The sequence below is a fragment of the Sphingobacterium haloxyli genome, from assembly GCF_002980525.1.
In the GTDB taxonomy this organism is placed as follows: Bacteria; Bacteroidota; Bacteroidia; order Sphingobacteriales; family Sphingobacteriaceae; genus Sphingobacterium; species Sphingobacterium haloxyli.
Genome location: NZ_PVBQ01000001.1, coordinates 302,356 through 328,974 on the forward strand (window position 1 = coordinate 302,356; position 26,619 = coordinate 328,974).

At 45.4% G+C, this 26,619-nt stretch carries 15 protein-coding genes; 1 reads left to right on the forward strand and 14 read right to left on the reverse strand.

The window, feature by feature from the left end; translation table 11 throughout:
- Positions 1–13: 13 nt before the first annotated feature.
- Complete coding sequence (locus tag C5745_RS01065; RefSeq protein WP_105715090.1) at positions 14–3,136, reverse strand: SusC/RagA family TonB-linked outer membrane protein; 3,123 nt, start codon at positions 3,134–3,136, stop codon at positions 14–16.
- A 419-nt stretch (positions 3,137–3,555) separates the two neighbouring features.
- On the opposite strand from C5745_RS01065, the gene C5745_RS01075 reads away from it, so the two are divergent.
- Positions 3,556–4,341, forward strand: coding sequence for an IclR family transcriptional regulator (locus C5745_RS01075; RefSeq protein ID WP_105715092.1), 786 nt, complete (start codon positions 3,556–3,558; stop codon positions 4,339–4,341).
- On the opposite strand, the gene C5745_RS01080 is transcribed toward C5745_RS01075, so the two are convergent.
- The 13 genes from C5745_RS01080 to C5745_RS01140 all read right to left on the reverse strand — a co-directional run bounded on the left by C5745_RS01080 (position 4,338) and on the right by C5745_RS01140 (position 26,613).
- Positions 4,338–5,711, reverse strand: a complete 1,374-nt coding sequence (locus tag C5745_RS01080; RefSeq protein ID WP_207795677.1) for a glycoside hydrolase family 88/105 protein — start codon at positions 5,709–5,711, stop codon at positions 4,338–4,340. The two genes, C5745_RS01075 and C5745_RS01080, sit on opposite strands and share 4 nt — an antisense overlap.
- A gap of 29 nt (positions 5,712–5,740) precedes the next feature.
- Positions 5,741–7,321 carry a sodium:solute symporter family transporter gene (locus C5745_RS01085; protein WP_105715093.1) on the reverse strand — a complete coding sequence of 527 codons (1,581 nt, stop codon included), beginning with the start codon at positions 7,319–7,321 and terminating at the stop codon, positions 5,741–5,743.
- Positions 7,322–7,328: 7 nt separating this feature from the next.
- On the reverse strand, positions 7,329–8,402 hold the full coding sequence (locus C5745_RS01090; RefSeq protein WP_105715094.1) for a Gfo/Idh/MocA family protein: 1,074 nt from the start codon (positions 8,400–8,402) through the stop codon (positions 7,329–7,331).
- 9 nt (positions 8,403–8,411) lie between these two features.
- Entirely contained in the window at positions 8,412–10,928 is a 2,517-nt protein-coding gene (locus C5745_RS01095; protein WP_105715095.1) for an L-rhamnose mutarotase, read from the reverse strand.
- Positions 10,929–10,990: 62 nt separating this feature from the next.
- Positions 10,991–13,327, reverse strand: coding sequence for a glycoside hydrolase family 2 TIM barrel-domain containing protein (locus C5745_RS01100; protein WP_207795678.1), 2,337 nt, complete (start codon positions 13,325–13,327; stop codon positions 10,991–10,993).
- Positions 13,328–13,409: 82 nt separating this feature from the next.
- Complete coding sequence (locus C5745_RS01105) at positions 13,410–14,504, reverse strand: glycoside hydrolase family protein (RefSeq protein WP_105715097.1); 1,095 nt, start codon at positions 14,502–14,504, stop codon at positions 13,410–13,412.
- A 7-nt stretch (positions 14,505–14,511) separates the two neighbouring features.
- Complete coding sequence (locus C5745_RS01110; RefSeq protein ID WP_165792983.1) at positions 14,512–17,145, reverse strand: alpha-L-rhamnosidase; 2,634 nt, start codon at positions 17,143–17,145, stop codon at positions 14,512–14,514.
- Between the two features lie 274 nt (positions 17,146–17,419).
- The gene (locus C5745_RS01115) at positions 17,420–18,922 is read right to left on the reverse strand and encodes a RagB/SusD family nutrient uptake outer membrane protein (RefSeq protein ID WP_105715099.1); all 1,503 of its coding nucleotides are present in this window, start codon (positions 18,920–18,922) and stop codon (positions 17,420–17,422) included.
- 18 nt (positions 18,923–18,940) lie between these two features.
- Positions 18,941–21,889, reverse strand: coding sequence for a SusC/RagA family TonB-linked outer membrane protein (locus tag C5745_RS01120; RefSeq protein ID WP_105715100.1), 2,949 nt, complete (start codon positions 21,887–21,889; stop codon positions 18,941–18,943).
- Positions 21,890–21,932: 43 nt separating this feature from the next.
- On the reverse strand, positions 21,933–23,312 hold the full coding sequence (locus tag C5745_RS01125) for a four-carbon acid sugar kinase family protein (protein ID WP_105715101.1): 1,380 nt from the start codon (positions 23,310–23,312) through the stop codon (positions 21,933–21,935).
- 35 nt (positions 23,313–23,347) lie between these two features.
- Positions 23,348–24,601: a ribulose-bisphosphate carboxylase large subunit family protein gene (locus C5745_RS01130; RefSeq protein ID WP_105715102.1), complete on the reverse strand. Its 1,254-nt coding sequence runs from the start codon at positions 24,599–24,601 to the stop codon at positions 23,348–23,350.
- A complete protein-coding gene (locus C5745_RS01135) occupies positions 24,594–25,943 on the reverse strand; it encodes a bile acid:sodium symporter family protein (RefSeq protein ID WP_207795679.1) in 1,350 nt (449 codons plus the stop codon). Before C5745_RS01135 ends, C5745_RS01130 begins: the two co-directional genes overlap by 8 nt.
- A 7-nt stretch (positions 25,944–25,950) precedes the next feature.
- Positions 25,951–26,613, reverse strand: coding sequence for an aspartate/glutamate racemase family protein (locus tag C5745_RS01140; protein ID WP_105715103.1), 663 nt, complete (start codon positions 26,611–26,613; stop codon positions 25,951–25,953).
- Positions 26,614–26,619: the final 6 nt, after the last annotated feature.

The window sequence follows — 26,619 nt, forward strand, 5'->3', positions numbered from 1 at the left end:
AAGTACTTTTTTACTAAAACCTGATGTTAGCCCCGATATTAAAAATCCGAGCCTGTGGATATTGGGCAAAATTACCTGAAGTAGAGGAACGTTCGGGATCCGCACCCTTATAGTCGGTGATGGTAAAGACATTATCTGCCGAAACATAAATCTGTGCACCTTTCAATTTTGCAGATTCCAGCCAGTTCGATGGTACGTCATAAGACAGCATCAGATTTTTTAACCGCAGATAAGAGGCATCGCGTAAATAATAGGTAGAACCCTTATAAGCTGCCACACCATTATATCCAGCTACATAAACCGCGGGTAATTCGTTGCTTCTATTCTCAGGCGTCCACGCATTCCGCCATTCGGTCGTCGGCGATGTTCCTTGCATAAACGGATCAATACCCCAATTCTCTACTCTATTTTTTAACCCATCAACACCCTGAAAAAATGCGCTCAGGTTAAAGCTTTTATAACCTACATTTAGCCCAAATGAATACATGTAGTTCGGATAAGCGCCACCTACCACGACACGATCATTGGCATCGACTACCCCATCACCGTTAATATCTTTCATCTTCAGATCCCCCGCTTGCGGATTAGGGTTTAGCTCGTGTGCTGGAACGTTGGCGCCGGGCAAAACATCTTCTTCTTGAAAGATACCATCCCATACATACAGGTAATGTGCATCATACGCGTGACCAACCTCACGAATACGGGTTCCATAATTGGGCACACGAATATGCAACAATTCATTACGTGCCGTCGAGATCATACCGTTCACACTATAGGATACGTCTCCGATACGATTATGATGCGCTAACGCAAGTTCGACGCCTCTGTTTCGCATTTTTCCGTCATTGGTTACGGGGCTCTCTAACCCAAGACTTGCTGGTACTGGTTGTCGAGCCAAAATATCATAAGCAGTTTTGTTAAACCAATCAAAGTTTATCTCCAATAAGCGGTTTTTTGTTGCAAAATCAAACCCGACGTTAAATACATTTGTCGATTCCCACTTTAGGCTTTCGTCATTAAATACGTTAACTACAGCACCAGAACTTAGTTGTTCATTATCGAACGAATAATAAATATCCCTTAGCGTGAGGTTATTGTGATAAGCGTAAGCTCCGATATCTTGATTCCCAAGAATTCCATACGAAGCCCGCAGTTTCAACTGTGACACCCACGGCAAAGCTTCTTGGACAAAGTCTTCGCGAGAAGCCATCCATGCACCCGAGAAAGACGGAAAAACACCCCAGCGATATCCAGGTGACACTTTGGAAGTCCCATCATAGCGTAAATTAGATTCGAAAAAATACTTTTCATTGTAATTGTAACCTACGCGTCCAAAAACAGACTGCAGGGCCCACTCGGATGGTGTAATCACGCCCGGCAAGCGCGGGTGGTTAAAGTATAAGGTCTCACCAGACGGCAGATAGCCTGTCAAATCATCTAAGTCAGGATAAACGCCCGAAGTCCTCCGTCCCCTCAAGCTCTGCGTTCGATACGAAATCTGCTCATAGCCCGCTAAGGCTGAAAAATTGTGGTCACTCCCAAATGTCGTATTGTAATTTAAAACCGAATAAATGGTGGGAGTCAATGTTTTTGTATATTGATCGGTCACGCCTAATATATCGGGACCAAAAGTTGACCGTCTGTAGTCTCCTGTCTGCGGGTCGCGTTCCTGCAGCAGGAACGCATCATAGGGAACTTGGTGCATCTTGTAAAACTGGTCTTCATAATTTAGCGCAAATTTTGTTGTCCATACCAAGTCTTTAAAAGGTGTTACATCGATAAAGGCTTGAGCATTCACGTTATAATCTCTTGTAAGCTGATTGCCCATCGCGTAATATTCTTGTGGGTTACGGTTTCTACCTTCACGTTCATATGCTCTGGAAACTACCCGACCACTGCCGTCTGGTAAAAAAGGGCCGTATAGGGGTCCTGAAGCATAAATAGCCAGTGCCATATTTTCTCCCGTGAATGGAGGCTCCCGTCTGTCACGATACGTGGCGTTTACGATGGTTCCAACTTTAACGTAGTCCGAAAGTTCATTCGTATAATTCAACAGGGCATTGTAGCGTTTAAAGTCATACCCTTTAATCATCGCTTTCTGGTCAAGATAGCCCAAAGAAAGATTAAACGAATTCTTTTCGCCCCCGCCATTTATGGATAAATTATGATTATGTGTTGTGGACGGATTAATATAATGATCTACGGCGTCAAAGTTTGGATATTGCCCCCTATCTGTCGCATTTCGGTATGCATCTATCTGTACTGGATCAAACTTGAACTCTATGCCCGAACGTGCGGCAGCTGCATTATACATTTCCATGTATTCCGCCGAATTGGTAATAAAGTCTGGCAATGCCGTGGGGGTATGTCGTGCTACATTCACGCGATAACTCACCGAAGTCGCTCCTTTTTTTCCGGTTTTGGTGGTGACCAGGATGACACCATTTGCGGCTCTCGATCCATAGATCGCTGCTGACGATGCATCTTTTAGTACCGTAATATTTTCAATATCGTCGGGCGATAGCGTATTTAGGGATCCAGCGACACCATCGATTAAAACCAACGGGGCTGTACTTCCCCCAAACGATCCCCGTCCGCGTATCAATAAATTGGGATTATCCCGACCTGGTTCCCCTGAAGGCTGGGTTACCTGTAAACCTGGGATCCTACCCTGTAGCATATTGGCAGCATTAGGTACAGGCCGCTCTGTAAGCGTTTTTCCGTCGACGGTCGCAAGCGCACCAGAGACGTGGGATCGGCGTTGCACACCATAGCCGACGACGACGACTTCATCTAACGTCGCTCCATCCTCCTCTAGCACCACCGTCAATTCCGTATCTGCCGTTACGGACACCGTCTTGGGCGTGTGTCCAATAGCCGAAAACACAACATTCCCTGGCGCCGTCAAACGAACGTTGAATCGTCCGTCCTGACCAGCCGATGTTTCTGCACCTCCATACTGAACGGTTGCTCCCGCGATCGCGCCCCCCGAGGAAGACAGTACCTGCCCCCTGACATTAATAAAATCTTGTGTTTGCTCTATGACTCCGTTAGCCATACTGAGTACAGGGATAGCAACGCTCCATGCCATAGCGCATGTCGCATACAAAAGCCATCTTTTTGTTGATGTTACCATAATTAAACGTGTTTATAATTTTACTCCCCTTGTTTTCGAAATGTGAAACACACCGGAAAACATTGATTTATAATATTCAAATATAAATATAACATTTGAATATGAAAATAATCTACCTTTTCTTTCTAATAAGAAATCACTTCTTCGGTCTCTCCTCTTTTGACGTCGATGACAAGTTCATTGATAAATCAGTTTTCCCATTTTTATATTTAGGATATCATAGGGGTTTTGTTCGGACTTTGTTCGGACTTTGTTCGGACCTCGTTCGGATAAAAACGACTAAAGTGCATATTAATTACGAAGTACATTTGTTTAAAACACATTTGATTAGTAAGTTTGATAAAACTGTTGTCATTTGATAGAAGAAGCTTACCACACTTTTTTTATCTTTAGCGTCATTAGTGGTTAATTAATATCTCATGTCGTCAAACAGTTCCGATAAATACAAAGCACCGGCACTCGAAAAGGGTCTGGCCATCATCGAATACCTCGCGTTACAACCATCGGCTCAATCGCAGTCAGAGATTGCTACCGGGTTGCAAAGAAGCCCAAATGAGATCTATCGTATGCTCGCGTCTTTAGAAGCACGGGGATATATACATCGTGACGCCATTTCGTCTAAATATTCCCTGACACTCAAACTTTACTATCTATCCCATCGCCATTCCTTCGTAGAAAAATTGCGTTCGGCAGCATTGCAACCGATGAGACAGGCCTCGGCTACTATACAGCAGCCTGGCCATCTTTCAATATTGTTCAATGACAAAGTACTAGTAGTAGCCTACAGCAAAAGTCCACGGCCAATAGCCGTGATGATTGAGGAAGGGAATTTATACAACATGTTGACCACAGCTTCGGGCAAGACTTTACTTAGCTTTTTGGATGATAATAATAGAGAACAGATATTGCATCAAAATTCGAGTTATCAAAAACTATCCAAAACTCAAAAAAGAGATTTCCAAAAAGAACTCATACACATCAAGAAACAGGGCTACACCGAAATGCCCAGTTCATATGCGCAAGGAATCGTTGATTTTTCTGTACCTATCGGTCACGCACCGTCCGGCATTACCGCTTGCCTTACTGTTTCGAAGCTGCTCACGCTAGCGGATGAAAATGAACCTTCGCACGATGACATTATTCAAGCATTACGCACCTGTAAAAAAGAAATTGAAAGCAATCTGGGGCTGGTGTCCCTGCCTTAACGATCGCTATCATGCAACCGTTCATGTTCAAGAGAAGCCAAGATAAATGTTCCTATCGCCTTTCCCTCATTTTCCACAATAGTGACATCCTTGCCGACTAGGTAATAGTTAATCGTCCCTGTTCGGGATGGATCTTTGGCAGGACCTAATCCGGCAGAAGCACAACTCTGTATAATATCAATTTTTGAACTACGCTGCTCTTCTCTTATAAATGCTTTCAGTATGCCTTGATAGGCTTTCTCGGCGACAGGAAGATACGTTGCTCTGTCCAGTATTCCCAGTCGAATACCTTTGAGATAGGCATAAGTAAAAATACTGGAGGCGGATGATTCGAGATAATTCGCCGCATGCCCTATATTATAAACTTCTCCAGCAATAGTATCCCCTTTACCATCTGCAGTCATACTGGCGTCGTATTGTAGCAACTGATACCAAAGCCCAGACTCGTCGTCCTGCCAACGATTTAGTCCGGCAGCTACCTGATTAGCTATATCTACAATTTCTGAATAGGAGGCATGACTTTTCGGCATAAATTCGAGCACATCGATCAGCGCAGCAAAGTACCAGCCCATACCGCGCGCCCAAAATTCCTGGCTACAACCGAAGAAAGGATCTTGTTGATTCGCCCAGAAAGAATTCGAGTCTGCAGGGGTAGCTGACCATGCATGGTAATTCAGTTGCTTATCTGCATTATACGTTTTCTGATGAATGGTTTTAAATTGCAGAGCAATATCATCCCAGCTTGCATTGTATTCTACAGAATCGGCTATTCCAAACGTACTTTCCCACTGCGCATATATCGGCGAGCCCATATACAGTCCGTCAAGCCACATCTGATTGGGATAAATAGCCTTATGGAAGAAACCTCCTGCGCCCGGTAGTCCGTCTGCAATCCGCGAATGGTCGTATTTTAATGTGTTTCGAATCAGATCCACAGCGTTACGATATCGATTGGCATCCTTCGTATTGCCTTTTCGCAATTCTTCTTCGTACAAGGTAAAGTAGATGCGGCCCGCCGGAAGATCATCAATATTACTGGGACGAAGTGCTGATCCACCTTTGCTATTGATGATCATGGTACCGTCTTCATTTAGATTCAAATCAGCAAAAGCCTTTACAGATTGGTAATACTCCTTTTTCTCGGGATACTGCTTCCACGTTTCCAGCACAGCGCCAGCCACTAGCCCCGATACATAATCCCACCCTGTCGAATCCAATTTGGACTGATAATGCCTATTGCAGTAAAAATCACCCAAGCCATGTGAATCGACCATTTTATGCGACCACAACGCGGCTTTACTATCCTGATGTTGACGACAAGCAGTGAAAAGCAAAGGTAGTAAAGCAAATATTATATATTTTTTCATCATCTATTTTCCAAGCAAGCTACTACAATACATTAACTAAAAACCAAATATAACAATACCATCACCGCAAACAATATACCCCACGCCCATTTTACTTTAGCGGTTGGCTTTTCCATCTGAAAGCGGAAAGCCATTTCATTTTCTTTTTCATACACCGATTTTGGAACCACCAAGGATAGGATGATACCCAGTATCAGTAAAGCTAAGAATAGATAAAAAGAAAGCATAAGGTAGTGCGGCCAAAAGGTATATACATCTTTAGGAAAAATCCAGAGATAGGCAACACCCGTTCCTAGGCTTAACACAGCGCCAAAAGTCAGAAGGGTGTTTACGGCCATCTTATTCGTTCTCTTCCAGAGAACGGCCATCAAAAAAATGACGGCAAGCGGCGGAGCGATAAATCCTAAGATAGACTGGAACACATCAAAGAGATTCAAACCCTTTATCTGGTCAATAGCCACTGCAACTAAAACAGAAATAAAGCAGCCTACAATAATCGTATAACGACCGACTTGTGTTACCCGGCGGCTATCTGCATCAGGATTGATGTGTTTCAAATAGATATCCATCGTATAAACAGTACTCAGGGAATTGAGGGAGGAACCAATCGTACCAACTAACACAGCTATTAGCACCACAATCACTAATCCGTTCAGACCTGTCGGAAAAAGATTCGTTACCATCGTCATATAAGCGAGCGACGGATCATCCAATCCGGGAAAAAGGATATAACAAATAATACCAGTCAGAATGAAGAGTGGTAAAGACAGAATTTTCAACCAAGCTATAAAATTCACCCCGAGCTGCCCTTGCTCCAAGTTTTTAGCGCCTAAAACGGATTGTACCATGGCTTGATCTGTACAAAAAAACGCAATGGCAGCGACAGGATATCCCAGTGCAATAGCATACCAGGGGTAATCTGGATCGTTTGCAGGCTTAATCAGCGACCAATAGCCATCCGGCGTCCTATCCGCCAATGCTTGTAGCCCGCCTATCTCCGATAGCCCCAAGAACGTCAGTAAAGCAGAGACGGCTATTAACAATATCATCTGAAAAATATTGATCTTCGCTACCGTGCGTAATCCTCCCGTATAGGCAAACACACCGGCCAAAGCGACTAATACAATGACGGATTGCCACATGGGGATTCCCAATATCTGTCGAACGAGAAAACCGCCCGCAAATAAGCTTAGCGACAGCCACGATATCATCATTTTGACCAAAGAATACCATGCCAAAATAGTTTGCGTCCCCGACCCGTATCGTTTTCCCATAAATTCCGGAAGCGTGCGCACGCCTGATGCCAGATACCGTGGAGCAAAGACTACGGCTAACAGAAAGAGGTACACAAAGGCATACCAATCGAAATTAACGGCAACAATCCCTGTGGTATAACCAACCGTGGCAAACGCCAACAGCATCGACGGACCGACATTTGTAGCCCACATATTGAAACCTATGCTGTACCAACTTAACGATTTCCCCGCTAAAAAATGTGCAGCCCCCTGTTCTTTTGTACGAGATGAAAGCAGACCGATAACAATTAAAGCAACGAGGTATACGACTACGATTGCATAATCGTATATCGTCAATTTGTCCATGAGGTTGTTCATGTGGCTATTACAAGTTTACGCTATAGGTTGTTAATAAATCGTTTGGACGAATCGGTTTGCCTGTGGTTAGTGACTCATCCATGGCCTGCAATAGCGCAATCGTACCAATTCCTTCTTTCATATCCGGATATGCCGGCGTATCCTCGCGAATCGCTTTGGCAAAATGCTCCAGATAGTTTTGATACTCGCCAGCATGATGGCTCTTGCCTTCGAAACGAAAATAATGCTTCAGTTTATGCTCCCAAGTTAACATTCTTTCCTCCCCGGTACGATCAGTAATAGCATACCGCAAATCCATATAATCTGCCTGACTACATCCTTCGGTACCCCGAAGGATGCAACTCATCTCGCTATCCCGGGTAACCGGCTGAACAGGCCCGGTATAGGCGCCACTTACACGCGCTACCCTACCGTCAGTAGCTTTGAATATAAAGTGCATCGTATCGGCATTTTGCAAACCGCCCTTTCGGCCGTTAGCGCTCAACATGCCGTACCCCATCACCTCCTCTATATTAGGAAGATACCAACGTATAAAATCCACCGGATGACTCAACCCACCGTACAGCCATTTAAATGATGACTGCAATGACCACGGTTTTTCTAAAAACCAACGATGGTCGGCATGATAATAGCCTTCGATGGTAATTAGATCCCCAATCAGGCCTGCCTCGAAATCTGCGCGCTGCTTTTTCATCGGTTCGAAAAAGCGGGAACTCTGACCAACGAAAACCCGTTTTCCGGTCTGTGAAGCTAAAGCCAGCAGTTCGTTCGCGTCCGCTAGGTTGTCAATAAAGGGTTTTGTGCAGATGACATGTTTACCATGCTCCAACGCCTGTTTGATGTGTGTAGCATGCAGATGATCTGGCGTATAGATAGCGACGGCCTCTAGCTCAGGGTTTTCTAATAAATCTTCATAACGTTTAGTATACGCATGGAAATCGAACTCCTTCATGCGCTTGCGTCCGAGTTCTTCATTCAAATCGCAAACTTGCATCAATTCTATATGTTCACTTTGTAAAGCCGCAGACATGGTGCTTCTTCCTTCACCAAGGCCTAGAATACCTAATCTTAATTTCTCCATTTTTGTATCTTATCTCTTATAAAAAATCCACGTTTCGTTTGCGGCTGTGCCCGGAACACCTTCCTGATAAGTACTCATCAGTTGGTTCCACTTCGCTACTCTAGGATTATCTTTGGTCGTTAGTGTATCAATCTCGGCAAAGTCTTTTCCTTTGGGAAAAGAAATATACAGTAACAGTTGCCTGCCGCTTCGGTATAACAATACCTCCTGAAAGTCTGCCTGGCAAAAACCCGCTGCTACTTCCGGCCATTCTTCGAACTGTTTTTCGTGATATCGGAAGTATTCCTTTTGTTTGCTTTCATCCGCCACCAATTGCGCTGTCAAAAGTACAAAATCCACCTCATCCGCCCCCGCCCCTTCTTGATTTTCACAATGCTGCCGGTCAAATGTATAGAATACATCGTTGAACATGTTAACCGTTAGTTGGGGATAATTCGCCAACATGGCACTTGTCAGCTTTTTTGCGTGTTCGTCGTCGGTCTTTAACAGCATATAATCGCCCCAAGAATAGATTTGTGGATGTGCTATCCCCTGTGTCTTAGCAAACGATGCTAATCCATCTTTTGATAGTGACCGCTGGGTATCCCGTACTTGTACGAAAACAGGTTTTGTAAACGGTATATATTGATTAAATGTATAGCCATCTTTGACCGGCTCTTTATGTTTAAGCAGGTCGCGGAATGGTTCTTCCAAACCTGTATTAAATGCTGTTCTATCGGCTTCAGGGCCGTTATTTTCCCAAATGACACCGGGTCCATTTGCATTTTTTAGAATCTTATTTTCAGGGAACCAATTGTTGGAGACATCCATGTAAGCAGACCCTTCGTCGGTATATAAATAAAACCAATGGTCTGGGATATGCGCGTAGGGTGATACATATATACTATCTATTTCGTTCTCCCTTATTTTGGTGCCTGGCTGTGCTGAAAGTGTATAGATTCCTGCCACATCATACATAAATTTGCCATAGCGTGTTATCTTATTCCGCTCGACAGTATTGTTCTTCATCACATTTACGGTTGGCGTCCATCCCCAACCCAAACTGATTCCCGAATAAGCGATATCGCTGATATCATTATGAGAAATGTCCACGCCCTGCACAAATCCCGCTCCTATGCCCACGGCACCCCAGTCTTCATTTGCCGTGTTATGGATAAGGTTATTGCGAACAACAACTTCTCGTGTCAGCTCTCGTTCATCTTGCGGATCATAGGGTAGATGCGCTTCGAATTGATCGTCCGAAAATTTCCCGATAAGTATTGCATTCCCGCCAACGTCATAAAAAACATTTCCCTCCAATCGATCTCGAAAATTACCTGCATAAAAATCGAATCCCGTGGATGCCAAATAACTAAATGTACAGTGTTGAAACTGGACATGACTCGTGTTTTTAAGTACGACGGCACTTGCAGGCCGTCCCACCCATGCCTGATTTTCAAGTCCCGCTTTATCGGGTGTGCCGGGTTTATCTAATTTGTACGCTTCATGAAAATACATCCCAGCTTGCAACGCGACATGACCATGTGTATTGGGTCGGAACCATGCGGCATGGGCAAAAGACACACCCTCAACCTGTATATGAGAAACCGGATCCTCTAATGTACCCTCTAATTGCACGATAGTCTCTAGATAGGGGAAGATCACCCGTGCCTGTTCCATATCCTCGCCATCGCGCTTGTAATAATATACTTTCCCTTCGTCTTCATCCAAAAACCACTCTCCTGGTTTGTCCAAAAATTGTAGTGCATTGACCAATCGAAAGGCTGAGTTTCCTGATTCTTTCGATAGCCATGGTTTAGGCCAAGGATGTTCACTTTGGATTTTGCTCTCCGGTTGGTGAAAATACACTTCAATACTATCCTTATGCACTACAGCATTTTTTATGCGAAGCTGCGCAATAGCCCACCACTGATGAATAAAGAATTCCATTCCTTCAGCAAAAGCGAACTTGCTAAACACGTTCGGAATAATGGCAGTTTGTTTATCAAAGTTCCAATTCAAAATACGAGGGAGCTCCAAATCACCGTGACTTTCTGCACGAACAGCTTTTTTGTCGTTCACCCATAACTGACGGAAGCTTACGCGCTTCCCCCCGACTTTAGGTGCGTCTGCTACATAAATATGCCGGGCAACTGCTAATGGGATGTCTCGGTGCTTACCCAGCTTCGTCCAACCCAATATTTGCCTTCCGCCAGAGAACACCACCTTGTCCCCTGTTATTGAGCGTATCCGTGTAGGACTTTCCGGTGTGCCACTGTCTTCGGGACGAAGTCGAATTGTTTGTTCAGGAAAATAAACTCCTTTGTTAATCCAGATATTGATTCCCTCGGAGATGCTAGGGTCATTCAATCGGCGAAGCTCCCTAGCGTGGCGTATAGCATCTTCCAATGCGTTATAAGGACGCGCCATAGAGCCGTCGCCAGCAATATTTTCGCCACTTTGCGCCACGTATATATCTGCAGCATGCAAGGAAACAGCAACACAGAGCATACATATTAACCAAATGATCTTCTTGCTTATATTCATATTTTCAATATCCTGTATTTTGATTAAATCACGTAGAATAGCGATAAAGACCGCTTGAAAACCTACTTAATCACTATTTCTTTTTTGATTGTATTGGCTTTTACGATTATTTTTGCTCCCTTTTCCATGCTATTTTTTTGAATCATTGCTACGGCAAAACCTTTATACGTGTTCCGTTTAGGGCTAGCTAGCGAATTCAAGTCAGCTTGATAACCATTGTCAGTACCTCTGATTGTTAGATTTTCTTGAGGCAAAAAAGACACCTCCACATCATTATCCGGAACAATAGTACCATTTTTGTCTACTAAGGACACCGTCAGAAAATATAAATCTGTCAATCCATCTACCGCATAACGATCATGCTCCACGTCAACGACGATATCGACAGGTTTACCTGCTGTTTTTTTCACGGTCTCCTGCACTACTGTTCCATCTTTGATTTTCACCACTTTCAATTCACCTGCTTCATATGGTACTTTCCAGCTGGCATGTAGCCGTTCATCGGTTTTTGACCGACGCCCAAGACTTTGTCCGTTCAAAAATAACTCGACCTCGTCGGCATTATTATAGTAACACCATACATCGACTTGTTCACCCTCTTTCCAGTTCCAGTGCGGCAAAAGATGCAGCACTTCCGTATCTGTCCACTCCGATTGGTACATATAATACACGTCCTTCGGCAGTCCGGCTAAATCGACGATTCCGTAATAAGAGCTACGCGCAGGATACGGATAAGGCACCGGTTCGCCAAGATAGTCAAAACCCGTCCATACGAAAATACCACCTAAGAAATCGCGTTTCTTCACCTCCAGCCAAGCACGCTCATGGCTCGTTCCCCAATATGCGGCCACGTTATCATAGGCAGAAACGGTAAAATCAGGATTGCCGTTCGTCACGAACTTATCCGCGGACGAAGCCGGCCATAACTGGATGGTATCGTGTAAGGCATCATACACCCCTCTAGTTTGCAGGGCAGAAGTTGTTTCGGAAGCAATCAACGGAACTCCTTTAAATTCCGTCGGCAATTTATCATAATCGAAATATTTATAATTAAATCCTAGCACATCCAATACTCCTGCTTGCGCGATAAAATTCTTTTCGTAATTAGTCTCGGTTAATGCAGCAGTTACCGGACGCGTCGGGTCCAGTTTCTTCACCACTTCCGTCATTCCTTTTGTGAGTGCAACCCCTGTATCGTCAAATTGTTCGCGGATCTCGTTCCCGATACTCCACATAAAAACAGAAGGATGATTACGGTCACGCTTCACCAAAGTGATGAGGTCAACTATATGATGTTCCTTAAAATCGATGTGATAATCAAATTTGTTCTTACGTTTTGCCCACATATCGTAAGCTTCATTTTGCACTAAAAATCCCAATTCGTCACACAGGTCCAAAAATTCTTCCGCAAATGGATTATGGGCGGTTCGGATAGCGTTTACGCCCATATCTTTCATGATCAACAACTGTCTTTTAGCCGCAGATTTGTTGAATGCCGCGCCCAACGCACCTAAGTCGTGGTGAAGACACACGCCTAACAACTTAAATGGCTCGCCGTTCAAAGCAAATCCATTTTCGTCAAACTGAAAATACCGGAACCCCACTTTATACCTTAACTCATCCAATATCTTATTTGTATTATCCAGCACAGTAATGTCCAGATCGTATAAGGTCGGGCTATCTGGAGACCACAACGAAACCCCATCTACTTGCAATTCACCTTCAATTTGGCTACTGGAAAACAACACTGTCTTTTCGGCGATAGTCTTCTTGTTTTTATCCCGCAATTTCAGCACTACCCGTCCTGCTTTTCCAGACCCGGCCTGGCTGAGTACCGACTGCACACGTACTGAGCTTTTCTCAGTTGATACCTTAGGCGTTGTTATGAAAGTTTCTGCGGGCAGCAAATGAACTGGGGCGCGTTTCTCCAGCCGAACGTCTCGATATATACCCGAGCCAGTATACCAGCGGGAATTGGGCTGGAGGCTATTATCTACACGAACAGCGATGACATTTTGCTCATTTCCATACCGTAAATAGGGTGTCAAATCGCGTTCAAACGAAAGGTACCCATTGATATTTTTCCCTAGATACTGATCATTCAACCAAACTTCTGCATACCGATACACACCACCAAAATATAAGGTATAATGGCTGCCCTTGTCATTTTCTGATAACTGAAAGGCTTTTCGATACCAGCCGATACCCCCGGGAAGAGCACCACCCGCGTTGCCAGCCGGATATTCTTCGCCAAAGTCGAAACCTATACTCCAATCATGTGGCAATGAAACCTTTTTCCAATTTACAGGAGAAAAACTGGCTCGTCTGAACTGTAAATCATCTTCTAATGTAAAAGACCAACCTCCATTAAAATCAATTGTTTCCCGCGGCTGTGCCATGCTGGGCAGGACCGTAACAAACAAAACTAGAAAACACACGAACTTACTAAACATGGGTATTATGATAAGATGTTATTTATTTCTATTCAAACGTCACTTTACTTTTTCCTTTATCACGAGACGTTGCCAACGCAATGCCTCGATTTCCGTCTTTATCAACTGCACAATAATAGTGATAAACAACCCCTTTATGCTTAATGACAAAGGATTTATGGGCATATTGACTGTCGAAATCTTCGGAAGATTCAATGAGGTTATCACCCTGCCAATCGGTCCAGTGAATCAGGTCTTTAGAGGCGGCAAACCGATTGAATGCGCCTTTCCGATCTTTCCAAAAAGCTCCAAAATAAAACATTACCCAGGTGTTATTGATCCGCTGAATCATGGGGTCGCCGGTTATTCCCATGGGATGATGTACAACAGGTTCTTCTAGATAGCGTTTCCAATTTTTCATATCATCAGAGACGGCCATACCGATACGTTCATACCAACGTGTCGGTTTATTGTTCTCCAAAGAGTCGCCCACGGCATTATAATACATGATAAAACGGTGTCCCGTATTTCTTTTCTTATCCTCCATCACGTAGCTTTTAAAAAGCTTGTGCCGGTTCTCCCACCAACGCACATCCTCATCCTCACTAGTTAATACAGGTTTATCCAATCGCAACCATTCCGTAGGCTTCGTCGGTTTCGCTGTGGTATAGGCCATTCCAATCGCCAGCGGCTCCGGCTCATACCCTACAGAAGATCCTCCGAAATAGGACATCCAGTACTTACCGTCGTACTTGTGAAGCTTGTAACCCCCTCCCCATTTGGTGTCAATCAGCGCATTATATCCCGCCCGTTGCTTGCTATCCCATTTGTCTCCTGGTTCTTTTGACATTTGCTTCCCGAGAGGCGTCCACACTAGTAAATCCGAACTTTCTGCCAACCAGGTTTCATATCCTTCTCCATCAAAGACAAGATACGTCATATACCATTTTTTTCCTATGCGGTATACGCTTGGACAATCCATCAAGTCCCCTTTTTGGTTAGGCGTCAAGACCAAGCCATATTTGTAAGGCGTCTTCACTTCCTGATAAATCTTTTCCATTTCCGTTTCGGAAATTGTTCCGGGCTGTGCCGCCCCCATCTTTGCGACCCATACTAGACACAGCAATAGCCATATTCTTCTCATTACCGTATTATTTTATATTATATTGTCCTGAACCCAACTGAATTTCAAGCCCAGCATCTGTCAACCTGTATTCATAGGCGTCTAATTTTTCTCCATTGATGCGATAGTCGGCAGATTCCGGGAGCACCAAAGTACATCTACTGTTTGCCGGGATGTCAACATGAAAACGTTCCCCATCATGCTCAAACATCACCGGTCCGTATGGACTTTCGTATGTTACTGTCCGCTGTTTAACAACGTCGAGCATTTTAGGCGCTATACGTATATGTTTATAAGCAATGGATCCCTCCTCCTGTCCGAGGCCTCCTAGGCGGGTATGGAACCATTCCATCAGATGTCCGAGCATAAAATGATTATTCGATACCGTTGGCAAAGCTGCCCAGGATTCCGTCAACGCCGTCGCACCCTTACGTATCTGGTAGCCGTACCCTGGACGGGTATCATCCTTATGCATCGCGTAGATCAGATCGTCTCGTCCCGCTTGCTGCAAAGCCTGCAACAGGTATCGGTGACCAATATCCCCAGCTGTGAAGCTTGTATCCCTATCTGCAATATCTTTTATGAGATTCGCCAACACCTTATCCTCATTTGCCTCATCTACTAATCCCACGTACAAAGGCATAGCTAACGCCGTCTGGCTTCCGGAGCCATACACCGCATCGCGCTCGTCATAAAACTTTTCATTAAACGCCTGATAAACTTTATTCTGCAGCGAATCAGCATAGCTTTTATATTCATTGTCCTCCAGCAACGCAGCAATTTGACTCAAAATCTTCAAATTATAATAGTAGATAGCGGTTGCGGTAATACCCGGAGTGGTTAGCTGAGAAAAACCGGGGCGCTCAGGTCCGAGATCGTACCAATCGCCTAAACCATGATAAAGGACATTATCTTTCGCTTTTCCCTTGAGATAATGCATATACTTTTTCATCATATCATAGTTATCCGTCAGGAAGGCTTTATTTCCGTACCATTTATATGCATACCATGCCAATATAATCGAACTCGACCCCCACTCTGGCGAATCGCGGAACACATCGCCGCCCCAATCGAAATGAACATACTCCGGTGCCGTCTCGGGTACCAGCCCTTCTTCCGTCTGCGACTGTCGCATATCGCTCAATGATTTAGCAAATAAACGCTCGACGTCAAAATTGTATTGTACAGAAGGTCCCATGAGGTGCAATTGTTCCAGCCAACCTAGTTTTTCACGATGTGGGCAATCCGTAAAGACACTGACCATATTGCTTTTGATACCCCAATTAATCAAAGTGTGTATTTGGTTAAACAGGGTATCAGACGACTGAAAGCTGCCGACCTGTTGTGCCCCGTTCCGAATATGTTCAGCGGTGATCTTCTGTATTTCTATTTCTTCGTTTCCAGCAGGCAGCAACCTAACCTCGGCATATCGGAACCCGTAATAGGTGAAACGGGGACGCCAACTGATTTCACCGTCTTGCGCAAATATATATTGGTAGTAATAAGGGCTTCCGGAATGTTTTTGATTTGCACGTCCTTCGTCATTCAGGAGCTCTGCGGGATAGATCCGTACGGTATCTCCCTGATGACCTTTCATTTCCACATGTACGATACCTGATGCGTTCTGTCCAAAATCATATACCCGTGTGCGTTCGTCGATACGGTTTACAGCTTGCGATCCAAATCGCTCCATAATACGAACTGGTTCCGTCTCCTGCGCACGCAGGGGTGGACCATCCACCAACAACACGTTATCCCAAGCTGTATCATCATATTCTGGCTTACTCCATGATGTTGACAAAACACGCTCATCATAGTCTTCGCCACCATACATACTCGAAAATGTTATTGGCGATTGATGTACTTTCCAGGTACTGTCACTATCGATTGTTTCTTTACTGCCATCGTCGTAGGTATTGACGACTTTCATTTTTAACTTCGGTAGCCCAAAGGCCACCTTGTGTTTTTGGTAACGTCCCTTAATGGGGGGGATATAATAGAACCCGTTTCCGAGTAATACACCGATCGTGTTCTTTCCTTGCTGCCAGCGGTCTGCCAGATCGTAGACAACATAGTAAGCCTCTTTATCATACTTTGTCCAGCCCGCCTGCAGTACTGCGCTATCTACTGGTTGACCATTGATGAGCAGCTCGTAATGCCCCAACCCCGAAATATAGGCTATAGACGAGGTCACTTTTTTATCGACGTTTACATTCTTCCGAAATACAGGTAACTCGTAACTTTTATCGATGCGTAATTTGCTCGAGCTTAACGGCAAAGGGTTTACCAAAGAATCTGGCAATTTCTCATTGGTTATCCATTGTGCCTCGCCCCAATCCGCTTCCGAGAGTAGTCCGGTATGAAAACTTTGTACGGCGCTCTCCGCAACGTTTCCGTGGTTATCTTTTACCGCTACGCGAGCGTAATAGGTCGTCCCTCCGTCGAGATCTTGTCCATTATAAATATTATATAAGGATTGGTCTGTCGTCACCCAGTCCGAATCCCACACGATCGCTTCCTGTGTTAAGAAATCCCCATCTGTACTGACCAGGATTCTATAATCGGTCTGCATTACGTTATGCCCGTCGCTCCGGAGCTGCCAACTAAATGACGGTGTCAGTGTATTAATGCCCAATGGGTTCGCCCGTCCTTCTATTAACACGTTTTCAACGTGTAATTTCTTTGACGCAGAACAGCCTGACAGCCCCGTCAAAATAAAGGTGACAAATATGTAAAAAAATACGCTTCGATAATTTTTAAGCCCCTTCATTCTATATAAAATTTTCATTTATCTATATCATCTTATCACGCTTTCCAGAGTCTAGGAAAATAAACGTCAGATTCCGGTGAAAGTATCAAAAGGCATGTATATCGCCATCCTGTAGCGTCCTGTTTGTTACAAACGAGGCGTTCAGTCTATTTTACGATCTTATAGATCAAAATGCAGGGTTTTGTTTCAGATTGTCGTTTGCTAACACATCCGCAGGCGGAATAGGATATAGCAAATACTGCAAAGCGCTTTTTGGTTTTAGATGCCATTCTTCCAAGAATTTTCCAAACCGAATTAAGTCTTGTCGTCGATGTCCCTCCCAGAACAGCTCTCTTCCTCTTTCCTCCAAAAGATTGGTCAAATTTAATGAATTTAACGTGGACGCCTGACGATTTTCCCGGATATCGTTGACAATTTCCAGTGCTTCCGCTTCTCGCCCCAATCTTAATAATGCTTCTGCTTTCATCAATAACACATCGGCATACCTTATCAGCACCACATCATTGTCGGCATTGGCATTCATATTCCCATAATCGGGAATGTATTTCACCGGGCGGTAACCATCAAAGGAGCCCGCACCTACTAAAGTAGGCACTTCTTTCCTAAAGATAACACCATTTAAAGGTTCTCCGTTAGGTCCATATTGCTGGCCGATCAAAAAACCAGCGTTATATCTTCTGGACACCAGAAGCGGGTGTTCATAATATCGTCTGATATCGTCCTCCTCAAATAAATCGTATAAATCTCCGGTGGCTGCAAATCCATTCCATCCTCCACCGGTTGGCAAGTTCATTTCTATCGGGAAAATAGCGTGTAACCATACCCATAAAGAATGTGAACGAACCCCTCCCCGACCTTCGATCGTAAAAAGAAGCTCGGAGGATATTTCATTGTTGTTTGGCGTGAAGTTATCCCAATAAAAATCGAGTTCCTTTCCTGAAATCTCCTCACTGTATTCAATAACTTTTTCCAGATCCGCGGTGACAAACTGAGGATTTTTTCGGTCAGCATAAACGCCCCGGTTCAGGTAGAGCCGGGCCAGAAAGCCGCGTGCGCCATTTTTCGACGCGCGATATGCCGGATTATCGTCTGGCAGGTCCTGCAATGCAGCTTCGACTTCCTGGATAATGAAATCAACAGCGTCCTTTCCTACGAATACCATAGGCGGTTCCAACAAATTGTCGCCTGGATTGCGAAACGGCACTTGATTGTATAAATCCAAAATCGTAAACATAAAATAGGCTCTTAGGAATCTAGCCTCGGCAGCGATATGTGCTGGTGGATTAAATCCCAAGACATTCGTCGAATTGAAAACACCACGATTCAATGTTCTCCACACCGATTGGATATAGTTATTTTCGGGGACCCACCGGTGCGCATGAAGCTGTCGGTATAGCCCCCCGTTGTCCCATCCCGAAGGCCGAGAAGGAACAATAGCTCCGTCCGCACTCACTTCCTGAAGCAACCATACACTCCCTTCGTGTTGCAAAAACACATTGTCGAAATCACGGTAGGCGCGCTCCAACAACGTCGAAACGTCCGTATTCTCATCTAAGAATTCTTGTGCCTGCTCTTTCGTCAGATCTGATTTAAGGTCTTCATGGAGATCGGTACAAGACACCCCAAGTACTCCCATAGCAAGCAGATTGATAATATATTTGATTTTCATCTGTATAAATTTATGCGGTTAGAAAGATGCCGTTAACCCGAGCATAAATGTTCTCGAGGTAGGATAAGGTATGTACTCTATACCTAAAGACGGTACGCCATTCACACCTTTGTTCGTATTCACTTCTGGATCGAAACCACTATAATCAGTAATGACAAACAAGTTTTGGCCGGTAAGGGATAACCTGACATTATTGACCCAGTCTCTGTAGGACCCCAGGTTATACGATAAGGACATATTTTGGAGACGGAGGTAATTGCCATTTTCCAAAAAACGAGTAGACATGACGTTACCATTCGCGACACTTTCCTTCCCCTGTCCTATTTCTGGCGAAGTATTTCGCCCCAACCCAAGGTTAGCCGCCGTGATAACGGCATTGGCGGTGTTGTTGTATAGCTGGTGACCGAATACGCCATTCAAGCTTGCCGAAAGTGAGAATTTCTTATAATCTAGAGACGTAGAAAGCCCCATCAAGAAATTCGGGTTGGGATCACCTACGACTTCGGAAGTTTCACTATGGCGAGACAGTCCATTTTCGTCGAGTCCCTCAAATCGAGGCATATAAAAAACAAATAGTGGTTGGTTATTGAGCAGCTGCTGCGAATAATTACCAGGTAATCCACTACCATGGATCTGTCCGGTTAAAATGGGGGCACCAGAATAACCGCTGAAGCGGTTTTGTAATATCGTAGCATTGGCCCCGATATCCCATACCACATTTTCATTTCGAATGGCCGTATAATTTAACGTGAGCTCTGCGCCATTGTTTCGTATGGTTGCTGGTAAATTCGTCCAGAATTGTGCGGCAGGAGCTGGTTGTAATGCAGGGAGCTGGAACAATAGATCATGGGTACGCTTATCGAAATATTCTATAGAACCATTTAGACGGCTTTCAAATAAAGCGAAATCAAGCCCGATATTGTAGGTTTCCGTAGTTTCCCATCTCAAATCGGGGTTTGCAACATTGTTTAAAGAGATTTGTTGTAACCCGAAGGAGTAGCGTTCCTGCGAAGCTCCCGCCGGAAATTCTTGGTTTCCCGTGCGACCCCAGCCTAAACGGAGTTTCAAGTGATTTAGTCCCCTGACTTCGTTAAATAGTGATTCTTCCGACAGGACCCATGCCGCTGCCAACGAAGGAAAATAGCCATACTTGTTATTTGCACCGAACTTGGTGGAACCATCAGCGCGCATGGTCGCTGTTAGGAGGTATTTATCGGAAAAGGCCATATTTAAACGTCCGAAATACGATTGCAACTGGTTGGTCGGGTCTTTGAAGGAACTAACTCTGATATTGTCACGAGAAGGGTTTTGGAGAATATCAGATCCTTTGATTTCAAAGGATGAGAATCCCGTCGCCTCAATATTGGTATACCGATTTTTATAATCTTGGAATTCATAACCAACCAACGCATTCAGTCGCACACCATTAAATTCTTTTTCGTAATTCAACGTATGTGTTAGGGTCCGGCTGTCGAGCTGACTATTACTGACGACGGTCTGCCCGAGATCTGTCACCAGGTTTAAAAATAAGTCGCCAGAAATATCAACAGCGCGATCACCTTTGGCATGATTGATACCTAAGCCGAATTTATAGTTTAAACCATCCATAATACGGAATGTGACGCCCATGCTCCCCAGGATATTGGTTATGTTTGCCCTGTCACTGTAATAGTTAATTAACGCTAAGGGATTAGTCGGCAAACCGGGTACGTTTTTGTATTGCCGCTGTACATAGTTACCCTCCGCATCTTGTAACGGGACGGTCGGGTTCCACTCCAGCGCGTTACTCACCAAGCTACCATAAACGTTCGAGGTCTCTGCAATAGGAGCGCCCGATTCGGCTGTATTGGAAGCCATTAAATTAACATCTAATGTGAGTCGATCCTCTGGCAAAAACTTATAACTAGACGTATAATTGCCTGTATACTTACGTAACCCAGAGTTCTGGATAATTCCGTCCTGATCGTGATAACCAGCGGATAAGCGATAATTCCCCTTATCATTCCCACCTCCTACGGACATATTGACGATATTGGTTTTGGCTACACGCGTTACCGCTTTCAACGCGTCCACATTTGCCCCTCCGTCGTATTCCGAAAGCTGCCGATTTGCTAGCGCACTCCTGAAGGTAGCGGCATCCATCATCTCTGGAACACGAAATAGGCTGCTGATACCGGTTTGTGCATCCACTGTCAGGCTTGGTGCGCCCGATTTTCCTTTTTTCGTGGTAATAATCACCACGCCGTTAGCTCCCCGAGAGCCATAGATGGCCGTGGCAGAAGCATCTTTCAAGACATCGATACTGGCGATATCATTCGGATTAATAAAATTTAAAGGGTTAGATGTCTCTGCATCCCCTAAGCTCTCTGTAAACGCACCTGGTTTGGTCGATCGACCATCAATAGGCACACCGTCGACAACAAAAAGTGGCTGGTTTCCAGAACGAACGGAAGAGCTCCCTCGAATTCGGAATGTTACACCCCCGCCCGGCGAACCGCTATTGTTTACGATATCGACACCCGCCGCCTTTCCTTGAATCAGCTGGTCTGGGGATGTCATCACGCCACGGTTGAAATCATCCTCTCCAACGCGGGTAACAGACCCTGTTAAATCGCGCACACGACTTGTACCATAACCGACCACGACGACGGCATCCAACTGCCCTACGTCTTTAACCAAGGCGATGTCTATTTGCGATCGCTGCTGCACGTCTACATCAAAAGCCTGGTAACCCACATAGCTGAACCGAAGTGCCTGTCCACTTTCTTCAAGCTTCACGGTAAATTGTCCGTTCCCATCGGTATAGGTTTGGTGATCGCTGCCAATTACGGAAACGCTCACGCCGACAAGCGACGTCCCCGTTTCCGAATCCGTTACCTTCCCCGTCACCGTTCCACTTTGCGCATGCGAGGGCGTGCAAAAAAATGCCAAAAACACCAATGGCATAAAAAAACGAATAATATGCATAATTAAGATCTATATATGTTTATAACTATCTTGGTTATTCTCGTTAGGATGTTCCCCGTTCTAACTGAAGAAAATAATCCAGATTCCCAACTTGTCCACCTTTAAAATTAATGGTGATACCCTTTATGTATTCTTTTTTAGCGTGTATACGGCAAAGTGGGGCGCCAGGTACAATTGGTGACACCATTTCTACAGCATCGATACCCAGATGACGGGCAAATAAGCTGGATGTATCGCCTCCTGCAACGACCAGTCGTTCGAGTGTAAAAGATTGCGCTATATGATCGGCAACCTGCGCCAGTGCTTTACCATATAAGGCGGCAGTATAACTGTTAATCTGCTGCGCGCTAAACCCCCGTTGCACAAGGATATCACGTGTCCGTGCTATCCGAGGGTCGTCCGGCCCGATACTGGTATGCACTACCACACTTCTCCCCTGTTTCATTTCGTGCAACACTTGTTTGATTATGGTCTCCATATGTATACTAGCGGCTTCCGACAAGAGCTGCTCGCCGTCTACGGCGACATCCGCAAAACCGTGTTCCAGCGCATGGGTAATCTGCCTACCGGATACTAGCGCGCCACTTCCAGAAAGGACCAATAAAGGCTTTGCTTGTTTAATTGCCGGCCAGTCCGCGCGTGGTGTGAGCACACCATTTTTCCTCCACTCGGCACACAGCGCCTTGGACACCGCCGAAGAGCCAACGGAAAACAAGGGCTGCTGATTTCTGGATAAGCCCTCCAAGACGGCACCTATCTTTTCCAAATGCCGCTCCGTCATCACGTCAAATAGCACGACCGCTTTAGCGTTATCTCGGTTTTCTTCAATCCAATCGACTATATCGTCTACCGATTGTTCCAGCTGTGTTACATCGACGAGTATACTCTTTTGGTCTGTCTGCCGCGCCAAATGTAGGCGTAGATCACTTTCTTCCGCAGGCGTAACCGGATGCTTAGACATACTAGGGTGTCTGTCTAGGCGGAAGACCTCACCCGTTTTACCCGTCCCCATACGCGCAAACAAATTGCCAAAAACACAGAACCTTCCCAGATAGGGCGCGCCCACGACCAACGGAACCACCTCGCTGGAAAATGCTGCTGCCCCAAGATCGATGGCCTTACCGATACTTCCTACTTCTGGGGATGAGTCGAACGTGGAACATACTTTATAGTGGAAATGCCGTACATCCATTTCCGAAAATCGGGCAAACACCTGTTGGAGTTGCGTTTCTACTTCTGCCGTCGCCATAGTCCTGGTCATTCCGGCGACGCCGATGGCTTGCTTGTCGCCAAACATCGCCAGTTGCTCAGGAGTCGGCACTTCGGTAAACAGCACCGTCCGAAGCCCCATTTCTTCGAGTGTTTCCAAGGCATCGGTCGATCCGGTAAAATCATCTCCATAAAAAGCTATTTTATACGCCATATGCTTATTATTACTTGGATTTATCTTCGATGAGCTCACTTCGCTCGGTTTCCAAATTTCTCCACTGCCTGTTGCACGGCCGGATATTTCTGGGCTGCTTCTTCTAACGTCAACCCTGTTATCGCGGCTTCCCAAGCCTGTTTAATAGCCGTCACACCGCCGCTAATACCTCCGGGGTGTGCCATAATCCCCCCTCCGGCCAAGTAGAGATAATCCGTAGCTTGGGTAAACTTGTAAGTATCTATCGCTTGGCCTCCCCATTGCCCCGAAGAAAGAACGGGCAAAGCCGGCAATATGCCTTTCATAGGTTTCAAACATGCTTTTATGGAGTTTATGACCGATTCATCGGATTCCCAGAATTTATTGCGGATGCCATTAACGTGCAATTGGTCCACGCCCGCCAGTCGCCATAGCTTCTGATACGCCGAAAACGTCACCCCTAACAACGGATGCCGATTCAACATTCCCCATCCATTGCGATGTCCATGGATAGTCAGTTGTCCAATATCCGCAACACGTTTTACGGCGGTTAATCCGACACTATACAAACTGACCATTGCACAACTCCCGCCTGCATTGACTATCGTGTCATAGTTTCGGAGCATATTATCCATTTCATCGCTGATGTTGAATGCGTACATCACTTTTTTTCCGGTTTTGTCCTGATGCTTATTCAGCACATCCATAACAGCCTGAACCCGGTCCTTAAACGGCGAATTGGCTGCAGAGCCCATGAGCTCGTCATCCTTAATGAAATCAATGCCCGCTTCGGCAAGTTTCCTGACAATCTCCGCTGTATCGGCAATTGATAAACCCACACTCGGTTTAATAATCGTACCTATCAACGGGGGTTTAGCTTCCGGCGAGATTAGAGCAGCCGTTCCGCTGATACCAAACTTAGGTCCGCGGAACTGCTGTGTATAAGTATCCGGCAATTGAATATCGACCAGCTTAATACCCGTAAACTGACGTAGCTCGTATAAATTGCCCATGAGCGTCGAGCACAACACTGGTAGATTGGTCCCAAAATTGGAAAACGACCAGGAAAGCGTAATCTTCCCTCGGTAATACTTTTCAAAAGGTAACTGCTCGGCGTATAACGATGGTACTGTCACGGTATCTAATTCCTCAACATGCTCCACTCGCGCCGCATATCGCAATTTTAATTCTTCGGTTTCGCCCGGTATAGCCACAAATGTACCCGACGATTGTTCGCCCGCCATCACCGCGGCGGCATCCGCCAGCGGGTAGGGAGTTTCTACGTAATAAGTTGCTTCAATCCTATCCATTATCTTCTTTTAATTCTATTCGTTTATAGTCGCTTTTTATTTCTTTATCTGATTGCTCCGTTTGCATAGCTATCCGCTCCTGCTTTTTTCTCCAATAATTAGCCAATATGGACCCCGAGATGTTCATCCAAGGACTAAATACAGCAGCAGCTAAGCCAAGTGTTCCTAACTTGCCCATACTCCCTGCTAATCCGCTGGCCATGCCACCATTTTGCAAACCGACCTCCAGCGCCATAGCACGCGCCGAATAGGCATTCAACCCAAATAGCCTACTGAACCAATATCCAAAGAAGTAGCCTGCAGCATTATGGACAACGGCAGCCAAAAACAATAAAAAACCTATTTGCATCAAATATTGCTGCCCGGCAGCGGTCGTCACCGCTGTAAAATAAACAATCCCAAACATAGAAAAATAAGGCATTTTCTTGTCCATAGAAGGCCATTTGCGAGCAAGCACGTGATATCCAAAACCGACTGGTATGGCGCCCAATAAAAAGTGCAGCCCCTCTATAATGGCTACACCGGTAGACGTAAAGCCGTTGATAAAAAATGGCCAAAGGTAACCGATGTTAACGAACAGCAGCAACACGATAAATACAGACGTGATCCCTATAGCACGATACCTAGACCGAGGTGCTGTTTTCAGGTAATCGTGTAATAATCCCGCCCCAATGGGCACGATCATAATCTTTATAATTTCCATTGCCATACTCAAGACGCTGACTTCTACCATCGTCCCAGCGTAAACCTTCATCATCAGCGGCGTCATCAGTGGTGCGGCCAGTGTTGTCAAGGCCGTTACGGTCACCGACAACACCAGATTGGCTTTCGCAATGTAAACCATTACGTTCGACGCTAGCCCACTAGAACAGCAACCTATCAGGATAACCCCCGCGGCAATTTCAGGTTCAAAGCCAAACCCTCTTGTCAAGAGAAATCCGATCAGGGGCATGATCGTAAATTGCGTAACCAAACCGATAGCAACCCCCTTTCCAGACGCTCCAATGCGTGTAAAATCACGTAATCTCATCTGTATCCCCATGCCAAACATCACGAGCTGGACGACCACGAGAATCATCCACTTGTTGCGCATATCAAATTCACCCACATGCAGTATACGATCAGGGAAAGTCATGCCCGCTACGACAGCAACCACGATCCACATCGTGTATTGGTAGCCTTTGGTCGCGCTAAACGCGCCCATTCCAATGGCACCCAACATGGCAGCCAAGAGCAGTGCATGGCGGAAGTAGGAAAAACCCGCTACAAAGAAACCAATAGCGGCAACCATCAACATAACGCCCGACGCCACCAAGCCCCATAACCTCACTTTATATATCATATGACGATTAGGATTGATCGCATAAACCCGCTAAGTGATCTACCGCGATACCCGGACTACTGAAGATGGGCACCTTCCGTTCATGTGCTGGCATTTGATCCACGACGCGCGCCATGGAAGCCTGTGCCAATAGAATCACATCAACCTGATCGGATAGTTCGCGAAGCGCTTGCATTACCATTCGGTCATGTTTGGGAGCGTCTCCACTCATCAGAGCCTCAAAAGCACCTTCACATAATCTACTCACAAGCTCCACATCTTTCCCCGCTTTTTCCGCCCTGCGCAGCACCAAATCGCTTGTAGGTTCTAAGGTGGTGGGCAATGTTGCCACGACACCTATCCGCTTCCCTTCAGCAACGGCACGGTCCGCCATCGGCTGATCCACACGGATAACGGGCACACCAGCCTTCAATGCTGCTTGCTCTACTGCTCTGCCTATAGAAGAGCAAGTCACCATAATCAGCTCGGCTCCCGCATCTTCGGCTGATGCCACGTAATTCATGACGCGCTCCGCGGTCTTGTCTTCCAACCGTCCTTTAGCAATAACGTCCTTGATCAAACTGTCATCGACAATGTTAAAAATCTCTGCGTGAACTGCTTTTTCATCAAACAACTGTTGAAATACCGGCACTAGTGTTGCCGACGTATGAACTAATCCTATCTTCTTCATATCTAT